This window comes from Pedobacter nototheniae (assembly GCF_004335085.1).
GTDB lineage: Bacteria > Bacteroidota > Bacteroidia > Sphingobacteriales > Sphingobacteriaceae > Pedobacter > Pedobacter nototheniae.
In genome coordinates, this window is record NZ_RQRS01000001.1 from 52,311 (window position 1) to 65,510 (window position 13,200).

Annotated in this window: 5 protein-coding genes; all 5 read left to right on the forward strand. The window is 36.4% G+C overall.

Annotated features, from left to right (window positions below; translation table 11 throughout):
* Window positions 1-414: 414 nt before the first annotated feature.
* The 5 genes from EHC72_RS00225 (at window position 415) to EHC72_RS00245 (ending at window position 13,128) form a co-directional block, all read left to right on the forward strand.
* Entirely contained in the window at window positions 415-3,615 is a 3,201-nt protein-coding gene (locus EHC72_RS00225; RefSeq protein ID WP_131535416.1) for a SusC/RagA family TonB-linked outer membrane protein, read from the forward strand.
* Between the two features lie 23 nt (window positions 3,616-3,638).
* A complete protein-coding gene (locus tag EHC72_RS00230; protein WP_131535417.1) occupies window positions 3,639-5,198 on the forward strand; it encodes a RagB/SusD family nutrient uptake outer membrane protein in 1,560 nt (519 codons plus the stop codon).
* A 407-nt stretch (window positions 5,199-5,605) separates the two neighbouring features.
* The gene (locus EHC72_RS00235) at window positions 5,606-8,047 is read left to right on the forward strand and encodes a glutaminase family protein (RefSeq protein ID WP_131535418.1); all 2,442 of its coding nucleotides are present in this window, start codon (window positions 5,606-5,608) and stop codon (window positions 8,045-8,047) included.
* A gap of 41 nt (window positions 8,048-8,088) precedes the next feature.
* On the forward strand, window positions 8,089-11,295 hold the full coding sequence (locus EHC72_RS00240; RefSeq protein ID WP_131535419.1) for a SusC/RagA family TonB-linked outer membrane protein: 3,207 nt from the start codon (window positions 8,089-8,091) through the stop codon (window positions 11,293-11,295).
* Window positions 11,296-11,307: 12 nt separating this feature from the next.
* The gene (locus tag EHC72_RS00245) at window positions 11,308-13,128 is read left to right on the forward strand and encodes a RagB/SusD family nutrient uptake outer membrane protein (protein WP_131535420.1); all 1,821 of its coding nucleotides are present in this window, start codon (window positions 11,308-11,310) and stop codon (window positions 13,126-13,128) included.
* The last annotated feature ends 72 nt before the right edge of the window (window positions 13,129-13,200 follow it).

A 13,200-nucleotide genomic window follows, 5' to 3' on the forward strand; every position in this document is an offset into this window, starting at 1 on the left:
CAATATTCCTTTTTTAAAAATTGTTTTACGTCTGCTTAAAACTACTTAATTACAAGTATTTTGTTTCGATGCAGTAGTATGTAACATATATGTTGCTTTGTATTCGATTGATAATGATTGGAAAATAGTTATTATTGAATTGATAAATCGTTTTATCAAACTAAACCAAATGTATTTATGAGCTCAGGACTAATACTTCCGTATTATGCAATTTCTGTATGCATAATTTATTTAGTTACATGGAAAATCTACATGATAAAATGTAGTTCCAAATTACATTCAGTTATCTCCTTTTAAACATTTAATTCTGATTAGCGACAAAAAAACTTGTATTCGCAAATTTTACAAATAATTAGTAAAACGTTTTAACCAGTAAAGAAAACTAAATTTTAATTAACCATTAACTAAAACTAAATGAAAATCAATCTACTCAAGATTTCAGGACTCTCTGTGCTTTTTTTGCTCAATAGTCCTGCTTTTTCAATGAATTATGATGGGAATTCTTCCAAAAGAATTTTGAAAAAGTATGAACCACTAACGCTAATCCAGTCTCGAAAGGTAATTACTGGAACAGTAATGGACGAAAAGGATCTTCCGATGCCCGGTGTTGGAATTAAAAACCAAGCTACAGGTAAATCTACCGTTACGGATGATTCTGGTAAGTTTAGCATAGAAGCTAATCCAGGTGATGTTCTTCAATTTACTTACATCGGTTATGAAACAAAAAGCGTAACCGTTGGTGCACAAAACAGCCTTAGCGTTAAAATTGCACCTTCTGAAGCTAGTAAGCTAGATGAGGTTGTTGTTATTGGATACGGAACCGTTAAAAAAACAGATCTTACAGGCTCTGTTGGTGTAGTAAAAGCAAGCGAATTGCAAGAAAGACCAGCAGCATCTTTAAACCAAGCTTTGGCCGGAAGAATTTCTGGAGTTCAGGTAAACACAAACTCTGGTAGGCCAGGCGGACAAACCAGTATTAAAATTAGAGGTTTTAGCTCTATCAACACCAGTAATAACCCGCTTTATGTGGTAGATGGGGTTGCACTGCCAGTTGGTTCTCAAACTCAAAACAGTAATGCAATCGATTATATTAACCCAAGCGATATTGCTTCTGTTGAGGTATTGAAAGATGCTTCATCTACCGCAATTTATGGGGCAAGAGGCGCAAATGGAGTTATTTTAATCACCACTAAAAAAGGTACGGCTAATACACAAAGAATTACTTACGATGCTGATTTTGGTATCAACACACTATCTGCACACCATGTTAAAATGCTGGATGCCTATGAATATGTAAAAGTTCAGGATTTGGCTTACGATAATATAAAGGTTTATGATCCTGTGGGTTGGGCGGCCGGAAACTATGCATCAACGCCAGTACCAAAAGCTGCAAGAATTGCCTTACCACAGTTTTTTGATAGTAATGGTAACCCTTTGTACAATACCGATTGGTTAAAAGAATCAACTCAGAATAAACTGTCGCAAAATCATCAGTTAGGTTTTACTGGTGGAAATGAAAATAGTACTTACGGAGTTTTTGCTGGCTATCGCGATGATCAAGGGCTTTTACTTAATTCGTTTTTAAAACGCTATTCTGGTCGCTTTAACTTTGATAGTAAAATTAAGCCATGGTTAAAAGTAGGTGGTAATTTAAGTTACAACAATCAAGTAGAAAATATTGTAGATCAAGGAACGGGTGGCTTAAACTCGGTGCGTATGATTACAGAGGCTTTTCCATTTCTTCCTATAAAATTGGCTGATGGAACCTGGGGTGATAATAAATTAATTCCATGGGCAGAAGGTGGTTCCAATCCCGTTCATATATTAACAGATCAAAAATATGGAATGGTTACACAAACCTCTTTAGGAAGTATTTATTCAAATATAACTTTTAGTAAAGATTTAGAATTTCGTACACAATTGGGGGCTAACATTGTTAGCAGAAACATTAATGAATACAATGCAAAGCAACTTTACGGTATTTCTGATGGTCAAAATGGTACAGCCAATGTAACTAATGATAGAGAAACATTTTGGTCGTTAGAGAATTATTTAACTTATAACAAACGTTTCTCAGAAGTACATGCCATAAACGCTTTATTGGGTATATCATGGCAAGCGACAAACTTTTTTAGCAACACTGGACACGCAGAAAATTTTGTGACTGATTTCTTCGGAAACAATAATATGGGCTCAGGTAGTAAATCGATTACCGTAGGTTCTAGCAGAAATAAATCAGCTTTTAACTCTTATTTTGGGCGGATAAACTATGCCTACAAAGATAAATATCTGGTTACTTTTACAGGTAGGGTAGATGGATCTTCTAAATTTGGAGAGAACCATAAATTTGCGTTTTTCCCATCTGCGGCATTGGCATGGAAAGCATCAGATGAAGATTTTCTTAAAGGAAATACGACCATTTCTAATTTGAAACTGCGCACCAGTTATGGTTTAAGTGGTAATTCTGAGCTTCCTGCTTATCAGTCGTTATCAACACTTGCCAATAACTTTGCCATTATAAATGATAGCAAGGTAACTGGAATTGGAATTGGAAGATTGGCAAATCCCGATTTAGTTTGGGAAAAAACAGCGCAGTACGATGCTGGTGTTGAATTGGGTTTATTTAATAATAGAATTAACCTGGAAGCAGATCTTTACTACAGAAAAACAACCGATATGTTGTTGGATGCGCCTGTACCAAGAACAACAGGTTATGCGGTAATCCGTAAAAATATTGGATCGATGCAAAATAAAGGTTTAGACCTTGGCATTAATACTATAAACATTGAGACAAAAGATTTTACCTGGAAAACGAGTTTTAACATCTCACTAAACAGAAATAAGGTACTTTCATTAGCTACTCCTGATGATATTTTTGGTGTTGGTAATCCAAATTTCACCAATCAAACCGGTATTATTAGAGTAGGTGAACCGGTGGGTTCTTTCTGGGGATTGGTTCGTTTAGGTACATGGAGCGAGGCCGAAAGAGCCGAAGCCGCTAAATATGTAAGTTATCGTGGTGGCAAAACCTTGCTTCCTGGTGATATTAAATACCTGGATGTAAACGGAGATCATGCCATTACAGATGCTGATCGTCAGATTATTGGAAATGGAATGCCAAAAGGCTGGGGGTCTTTTTCTAACTCTTTCCGCTATAAAAACTTTGATTTAATCGTTGAGCTTCAATATTCATATGGCAATGATGTTTTGAATATGACGCATCACTCAGGGGAAGATAGACAAGTGCAGGCCAATAGCTTTGCAAGCGTATTAAATGCGTGGACACCGCAAAATCAGAATACACCAATTGCAGCAATCAGAGATCAATCTGCGGGCTACGTTACCAATGTAGATACGCACTGGCTGGAGGATGGTTCATTTATCCGTGGAAAAAACCTTTTGCTGGGCTACACATTTAACAGGGCACTTGTAGAAAAGTTGCGTTTGAGCAAATTACGTGTTTATACTTCTGTTCAAAATTTCTTCATTGCAACAAAGTATACAGGGAATGATCCTGAGGTAACAACTTATGGAAATGCTTTTGCACAAGGACAAACATTTTTTGATTATCCAAAACCAACCACATTTATGGTGGGCTTAAACATTGGGCTATAAACAATATTAAAGAAAGAATAACAATGAAAATCAATATAAAAAACATTGCTGCCTTTTTGCTTCTGGGCGGAGCAATAATTGGAAATTCGGGATGTAAAAAGTTTTTAGAAGAAAAGGATCCTACAAACCTTTCTCCGGGCAGTTTTTATACCTTGCCTGAGCATGCAGAAGCTGGCATTGCGGCAATATATTCTGAAATTAGGTTTATTGGAAACGGTGCTGGTATTTTCTCCAACAATTGGCAAATGCTTGATGCACCAACGGGAATACAATCTACAGAAACTGCTCAAAACTCTGATTTAAACAACCTTTATTCGTTAATTTACGATGGCACAAACCTGCATATTAATCAAAACTGGAACGGCTTTTATAAAGTAATTGCACAGGCAAATTTATTGCTTGATAAAGTACCAGCAATTACGCCTATGGATGGTGTGCAAAAGAAAAGAATTTTAGGCGAAGCTTCTTTTTTAAGGGCATGGGCTTATTTTTATTTGGTGCGTTTATGGGGCGATGTACCTTTAATTGTAAAACCAGTAACTAGTCCTAACGATCCTGATTTTTATCCATCAAGAACTCCACAAGAGCAGGTTTACAAACAAATTGTAGATGATTTGGTGTTTGCAGAAACAGCAGGCTTACCATTTATGGATGCAAGTGGGAGGGTTTCTACCGCCGCAATTAAATCGCAATTAGCAAAGGTTTATTTAACAATGGCAGGTCAGCCGTTAAATAAAGGTGCCGCATATTATCGCTTATCGGCTGATAAAGCCAAAGAAGTGATAGATTATTCCACCGGCAACCCAACGTCACTTAATTTATTCTCTACCTATGCAGAAATACACGATGCTAAAAATGATAATAAAGTAGAGCATATTTTCGGAATTCAATATAATGATGCCGCTGGAGTAGGTAATCCACTTCAATCTTCTTACTTACCATTACACCAGCCATTAGTTTCTAAAATAGATGGAATTGGAACTTCCATACCAACAGCAGATTTTTATGCATCATACGAAGCAGGAGATTTAAGGGCAAAAAATAGAGACGGATATTTCTTTACCGATTATTATACAGATGGATATAAAATGCCTTTGGTAAATCGTGGTAAACCGTATATTTTTAAACATTTTGATCTTGTTGCCAATGGTACATTAGGCGTACAGGGAACAAGTAGAAGTGATTTAAATATTCCGCAAATTAGATATGCAGATGTTTTGTTAATTTATGCAGAAGCGCAAAACCGAGCTGATGGAGCGCCTAACCTCGCTGCATATGCTGCCGTAAATGCTGTAAGAAGACGGGCTTTGTTAGGAAATTTATCTGGCCTTGGACAAACACAGTTTGAGGAAGCTGTTTGGAGAGAACGCTGGCATGAGCTATGCTACGAGGGATTAACCTGGTTTGATATGCTTCGTTTGCGCAAAGTTTACAATGAAAGCACCAATAGCTTTGATAATTTTGTTGGCCATGTTAATAAAAGTGTAAATCAATCTTTGCAAACAAAAAACCTTTTATTTCCAATTCCAACATCTGAAATTAAGAACAACCCAAAATTAACACAAAACCCAGGTTATAATTAAAGCCTGAGTAATATTAAAGATTGAGGTCGTACCATAAACTATTTTTAATCTTCCATATTGAGCTTTTCGAATTGCTTTAAAATAAAAGTAAATCTTAGCAAGTTCAGCACGGCAAGTTAAAGTTTATGATGCGGCCTCTTTCTGCTTTATGATTTAAAATATGGGTTGTTTTGATAAAATTATATTGTAACCGATATGTTACTTTTTTTTATTTCAATCATGTAATTTTTTATCTAAAATTGATTTAGTAAAACGTTTTACTTTATTTAGGCTTAGCTGTATAAAAAACAGCATATAGTTGATAAAAATTTTCTTAAATAATTAAATAACCTTCTTTTTTATGAGAGGGTTTAATTTTAGAGGATTTACTAAAACGATTTATCATTAAACTAACCGAATAACTAATTATGAGAAATCTCTACTTGCTAGGGCTGTGCCTTTTTATTTCAATTTATTCTAAGGCACAAGATAAGGCACCAGCTTACCCGTTAATTACCCACGATACCTATTTTAGCATCTGGTCTTTTGGGGATGGTTTAAACCAATCTGTTACTAAACATTGGACAGGGAAGAAACAATCTTTGTTAGGTGTTATTAAAGTTGACAATCAGTTTTATCGTTTTTTAGGCGAAGAAACCAAGGATTATAAAACTATTCTTCCGGCAGCGGATGAAACAGCCTACACTGTAAGTTATACATTTGATGAGCCTGGCGCAAATTGGAATACACCAAATTATAACGATAGCAACTGGAAAAAATCTGAAGCCCCTTTTGGTGATGATAAAACAGCAAAAACCAAATGGGATACAGATAATATTTACTACCGTAGAAAATTTTCAATTGCAAAACCATCAAAAGCTAAAAAATATTTAAAGCTTAGCCACGATGATAATGTTATTGTGTATTTAAATACTAAAACGATTTATCAGAAAGAAGGATGGGTACATGAGTATATTTACATTCCTATTGAGGATGGCATTTTAACGGATGGAGAAAATACGCTAGCCATTCATTGTAAAAATACAGCAGGCGGCAGGCACCTTGATGCTGGCATTGTTGAGGAAGTTCCGCAGGGATCAAAAATTTTAACTGCAAAACAAACCAACGTATCTTTTGAGGCTACAACAACCAAATATACTTTTAGCTGCGGTAAGGTTAATTTAGATGTTACTTTCACTTCGCCGCTGCTTCTTAATGATATAAATTTAACGGCAAGGCCAATTAGTTACATTAGTTACATAGCAAAATCCAATGATGCAAAGTCGCATCAAGTTTCAGTTTATTTCAGTGCATCAACTAATATTGCTGTAAACACAAGCAACCAACCAGTTTCAGCGTGGAAAACTTCAAAAAATAATTTATCAATATTAAAAGCTGGTACAATAGAGCAGCCAATATTGCAAAAGAAAGGCGATGATACCCGAATAGATTGGGGCTATATGTATGTTGCTGTGCCTGCAAAATTTAAAGCGCAACAATATATTGGTAAGCAAGAAGAAAATTTGCAAAACTTTGTGGGTGCAAAATATCCGCAGCAAACACATGTTTTAAATTCAACACAGTTGGATTTAAGCAGCGTAATTCCTTTTGGTACCGTAACAGCAACCCCCGTAGAAAAATATGTGATGATGGGGTACGATGACTTGAAATCTGTAGAATATTTCGAAAAAGCGTTATTGCCAATCTGGAAAAAATCGGGCGTTCAATTTGAAAATTTGTTGGTTAGTGCAAGCAACGACTATGTATCAATAAAAACAAAATGTAATCAGTTTAATAAACAATTGGTTGCTGATGCTACAAAAGTTGGCGGTAAAGAATATGCAGATTTATGTAAAATGGCGTACAGACAAAGTATCGCTGCCCACAAAATTTTATATGCACCAAATGGTGAAATCCTTTTCCTTTCTAAGGAGAATTTTAGTGGTGGTTTTATCAATACCGTTGATGTAACCTATCCATCGGCACCAGAATATTTATTGTACAATCCTGAATTGTTAAAGGGAATGTTGAATGGTATTTTCTATTACGCGGAAAGCGGCAAATGGAATAAACCTTATCCTGCGCATGATATTGGCACATATCCGGTGGCAAATGGTCAAATTTATGGCGAAGATATGCCTGTTGAAGAAGCTGGAAACATGATTATTTTGGCAGGAGCGATTAGCAAGGCTGATGGAAATGCCAATTATGCAGAAAAACACTGGCAAACAATTTCTACGTGGGCAAATTATTTATTAAAAGAAGGATTTGACCCCGCAAACCAATTATGTACCGATGATTTTGCTGGTCACCTTGCACGCAACGCCAATTTATCCGTAAAAGCCATTGTTGCTTTGGGCGCATATGCTCAAATGGCACAGCAGCTTAACAAAGCAGATGTAGCAACAAAATATAGAACTGCAGCCTTGGAAATGGCTAAAAACTGGCAACAAATTGCAGATGGAGGCGACCATTACGCTTTAACTTTTAATGATAAAAATACCTGGAGCCAGAAATATAATCTCGTTTGGGATAAACTTTTAAAGCTTAACCTGTTCCCGGCAGAAGTTTATAAAAAAGAAATCAACTACTACTTAACAAAACAAAATGAATTCGGATTGCCATTGGATAGCCGCAAAACCTATACAAAATCTGATTGGATTATCTGGACCGCAACTTTGGCGGATAACCAGGCCGATTTTCAAAAACTTGTTAGTCCTGTTTATAAATATGTAAGCCACACAGAAACCAAAGTTCCTATGAGCGATTGGTACGAAACAACTACTGGAAAAATGACTGGTTTCCAGGCAAGAAGTGTTGTTGGTGGCTATTTTATAAAGCTACTGGCTAATAAATGGGGCATTAAATAGCATTCCAAAAAAATAAATAACCAAGTACAAACCATTCCATTATGAACAAAAAATTTACCAGACTCATTAAGCTTAGGCTTATGACGAGATCGGGTGCAATAAAAATTGGCACCTTATCTCTGGCTTTTGGATTAACATTTAACGCATCAGCGGATGTGAAAAGTGTAGATCGCAATTCGCCAATTTCAAAAAAAGAACTGAAAAGAAATGCCTCAGCTATTGTGGTAAGGGGTATTATTAAAGATGAAACGGGCGCACCAATCCCGGGGGCAAGTATTAAAGTGAAGGGCACCTTAACGGTTGCAGCAACAGATATTAATGGTAGTTTCAGTATTTCTGTTCCTTCAGAATCTTCCGTTCTTATTATTTCATACGTAGGTTATGAAGCAAAAGAAATTACGGTAGGTAATCAAAAAAACATCTCAGTTCAACTATTGCCAAGTAGTAATGCGCTAGAAGAAGTTGCTGTAGTAGGCTTTGGTACGCAACGTAAAGTTTCATTAATTGGCGCTCAATCTACGGTTAGTGCAAAAGAGCTAAAACAACCTGTTGCCAGTATAACGCAATCTTTAGCGGGCAGAATTGCCGGTGTTGTTGGTGTACAAAGAAGTGGAGAGCCAGGTAGAAGTGCAGCAGATATCTGGATTAGAGGAATAGCAACTTTTGGTGGCAATACCAGCTCGCCATTAGTTTTAGTAGATGGGGTAGAACGTTCTATTGATAACATTGATCCAGAAGATATTGAATCTTTCACGGTGCTAAAAGATGCATCTGGTACAGCCGTTTATGGTGTTAGAGGTGCAAACGGCGTTGTTATTGTAAAAACTAAAACAGGTAAAGTTGGTAAGCCTAATATCTTTTTTGATTACAACGAAGGCGTAAGCACCTTTACTAAAAAACCCGAAATGCTTGATGGTGTCGATTATATGAATTTGGCAAATGAAGCATTAACTGGAAGAGGACAAAGTGCTAAATATGCACAAGATTATATTGATAAAACGGCTTCAGGTGCAGATCCATTGCTTTATCCAAATGTAAATTGGATGGATGAGTTATTTAAAAAATATAGTCGCAACAGAAGAGCAAATTTAAATGCAAGCGGTGGTGTAGAAAATGCTCAATATTATGTTTCATTAGCTTATTATAATGAAACTGGCTTTTTGAAAACTGATGATTTAACTCAATACAATACGGCTTTAAATTATAACAGATACAATTTTACCAGTAATTTAAACTTAAAACTAACCGGAACAACTAAGTTAGATTTAGGAATTCAGGGATATGCATCTACCGGAAACTATCCTGGTGAAAAAACAGAAGATATTTTTCGTTCTGCTTTAGATGTTTCTTCAGTAGAATATCCAAAATTATATCCAGGAGGTTTTATTCCTGGTCGTGCATCAAATGGTGGTTTCCGCAACCCTTATGCAGATTTAACCAGAAGAGGTTATCGCACCGAGTTTAAAAATCAATTGTATACCAATTTAAGATTAACACAAGATTTAAAAATGGTTACGCCAGGTTTAACGGCTACAGCAATGGTTGCATTTGATGCGTACAACGAAAATTTTATTAAAAGATCAAAGAGAGAGAGTACCTATTTTATTTCTAATGTAACGGGAACTAATTCTCCGTACAAACCCGACGGTTCTTTAAATCTGGTTCAAACGTTTACCAGTGGTGGTAACTATTTAAGTTTTGAACCAACGAGAGCAGGAAATCGTAAATTTTACACAGAAGCAGCTGCAAATTACGATAGGGCTTTTGGTAAGCACCGTGTTGGTGGTTTAATTTTGGGTTACACTCAAGATTATAACGATCCATTTGCCGGTAACTTTACCTCATCAATTCCTGAGCGCCAGGTTGGTTTAGCTGCCCGTGGAACTTATTCTTACGATGACCGTTATTTTGCGGAGGTTAATTTTGGATACAATGGATCAGAACTATTTGCACCATCCAACAGATATGGTTCATTTCCAGCCTTCGGTATTGGATGGATTCCATCTAACGAGAAATTCTGGGAACCGATTAAAAATACCATTTCATTCTTAAAGTTTAGATACTCTGATGGGGTTACGGGTATTGGTAAAATTAACGGACGACGCTTTGCTTATTTAACCTTAGTATCTGATAATCCAAACGATCCTGATAAAGTACAAGGCTACCAATTGGGTAAAAACTTTAATAATTCTGGCGGTATTACCGTAATGGATTATGGTGTAGATATTAGATGGGCAGAATCTCGCAAACAAGATTTGGGTATGGAAATTAGAACCCTTAACGATAACCTATACCTTATTGTAGATTTATTTAAAGAAAAACGTACTGGTATATTTTTACAACGTCAATCGTTGCCAGGCTACGTAGGTTTAACCAACCAGCCTTATGGAAACTTAGGTGTGGTTGATAACCGTGGTATCGACGCTACTTTAGAATATAACTTTAAAGTAGGCCAGGTTGATATTGGTTTAAGAGGTACCTACACTTACAATAAAGATAAACTGGTTAATGATGATCGTCCGGCGCAGCCTTACCCTTGGATGAGCCATTTAGGGGATAATGTACTTGCTCGTTACGGTTATGTAGCCGAAAAATTATTTGATTCTCAGGAAGAAATTAATGCAAGTCCTACTCCAGGTTCAAAAGGAAGCATTAAACCAGGTGATATTAAATACAAAGATTTAAATGGAGATGGTTTAATCAACGATTACGATAAAACTAAAATCGGTAGAGGTGATATTCCTAACACAGTATATGGTTTCGGTTTTACAGCATCATACAAAGGTTTTGCAATAAGCACTTTATTTCAAGGTGTAGCCAATGCTGATATTATGTTGGGTGGCTCGGGTATATTTCCATTTAATGGTGGTGGTGGTTTAAGCAATGCCTATAGCGTTGCAAATGACCGTTGGACACCTGCAAACCCAAGACAAGATGCTTTTTATCCTCGTTTAGCCTATGGCGAAGCCGATAACACAAACAACACTTTAGAAAGCTCATGGTGGGTAAAGGATGTAAGTTTCTTAAGGTTAAAAAGCGCACAGCTTAGCTATAACTTACCAACGGCATTTACCCAAAAAATCCACATTAAAAATGCAGCAATTTATTTAATTGGCTCTAATCTTTTAACATTTAGTAAATGGAAACTGTGGGATCCTGAGTTAAATACCAACGTTAACGGTAGAGCAAACGGAGCTAAATATCCGCTTACAGCTACATTATCTCTAGGGCTTAATGTTAAATTTTAATAATTAGAAAACATGAAAAAATATATATTGATCACATTTGTAGCCTGCTTAACGCTCGCTACTTCATGTAAAAAAGGTTTCCTTGATCAAGTACCTAATGATAGGTTAACACTTGAAGAAACATTTACCAATAGAGCAACGGCAGAAAAGTTTTTAAACAACATATACTCTTGGATTCCGGATGAATTTGGACAAAGAAACCCTAATACTGGTAGAAATGCAGGTATTTGGACCGGTGCCGCTGATGAAGCAGAATTTGTTTGGGGCTTTAATCAAGCCAATAATGTAAATATTGGTAGCTGGGATGCCAATACAGGTTTCGTAAACGATTACTGGAATAATTATTATAAAGGTATTCGCTCTGCAAGTTTCTTTATCGCAAATATTGATAAGGTAACTCAAGATATTACACCTCAGTTAATTACCCAATATAAAAATGAGGCAAGGGCTTTAAGGGCAATGTATTATTTTTATTTAGTACGCACTTACGGGCCAGTGGTTCTTTTAGGAGAAGAAGTAATTGCGCCAGATGCCCCTTCAGAAAGTATTCGTTTACCACGCAGCAGCTTTGATGAATGTATAAATTATATCGCTTCAGAATTGCAGACCGCAGCAGATAACCTGCCTGTAAACCCTATTAATGATAATAACTATGGCCGTATTACTAAGGGTATGGCATTAAGTTATCGCCTGCAGGCTTATTTGTTAGCTGCTAGCCCACTTTATAATGGTAATACAGATATGGCTACCCTTAAAAATAAGGATGGCAAACAATTAATTAGTCAAACTTACGACGCCAGTAAATGGAAAAGAGCATCTGACGCTTACAAAGCATATATTACTCAATTTGTTCCTGGTACTTACAGTTTATTCAGAAAAAATGATGCTTCGGGTAATTTCAGTCCATACCTATCCTGCAGAGATGTGTTTATAGATCGTTTCAATAACGAAATTATCATGTCGAGAATTGAAGCTTCAATCGAAGGAAGGCAATATGAGTTAACGCCATATCACAATGGTAAAAACTCCGAAGTTAGAGGTTCTGGTGGCTTAGCGGCAACACAAAATCAGGTTGATGCATTTTTTATGGCCAATGGAAAAAGTATTAATGATCCTGGTTCTGGTTATATAACAAGCGGAACCACCAATTACAAAGCGCCAGGAAGCCCAATTGCTACTGATACTTACAATCAATGGGTTAACCGTGAGCCAAGGTTTTATGTTAACATCACTTACCACAACAGCGTTTGGTTAAATACAACTTACGGTAACATCATCACAGAGATGAATAATAACGGTAACTCAGGTAAAGCCACAGGTGGTAATGATTATTCTGCTACAGGTTATATTGTGCGCAAAGCGATGGGTTTAGGCAACTGGAGAGAAAACAACCGTCCTTGTATTTTGTACAGAGTTGGTAATTTGTTTTTGGATTATGTTGAAGCTTTAAATGAATCAACACCTGGAGATCCAGATATTCTAAACTATTTAAATCAGATTAGAGAAAGAGCTGGTATTCCAACTTATGGCTCAGGTACTGGTCAAATTGCTGCTCCAGCTAGTCAGGATTTAATGCGTGAAGCCATCAGAAAAGAAAGAAGAGTAGAGCTGGCTTTCGAAAACGTTAGATATTTTGACACCAGAAGATGGAAAATTGCAGAAACTACCGATAACGGACCAATTTTGGGTTTAAGTATTTCGAAAAATCTTCCTGATTTCTTTACCGTTGTACCTTTCGAAACTAGGGTATTTACTAAAAGACATTATTTATTCCCAATTCCATCAAAAGATGTAAACTCTGATGATTTAATGGTTCAAAACCCGGGTTGGTAAACGCCAATAGTTCAGAAAAATAATTATTTCAGGTTGTGCCTGTTGTCGCATAGTCACAGGTACAACCTTGAT

Coding starts and splice junctions, on each gene's coding strand:
- EHC72_RS00225 (WP_131535416.1), top strand. CDS start 415: ATGAAAATCAATCTACTCAAGATTTCAGGACTCTCTGTGCTTTTTTTG.
- EHC72_RS00230 (WP_131535417.1), top strand. CDS start 3,639: ATGAAAATCAATATAAAAAACATTGCTGCCTTTTTGCTTCTGGGCGGA.
- EHC72_RS00235 (WP_131535418.1), top strand. CDS start 5,606: ATGAGAAATCTCTACTTGCTAGGGCTGTGCCTTTTTATTTCAATTTAT.
- EHC72_RS00240 (WP_131535419.1), top strand. CDS start 8,089: ATGAACAAAAAATTTACCAGACTCATTAAGCTTAGGCTTATGACGAGA.
- EHC72_RS00245 (WP_131535420.1), top strand. CDS start 11,308: ATGAAAAAATATATATTGATCACATTTGTAGCCTGCTTAACGCTCGCT.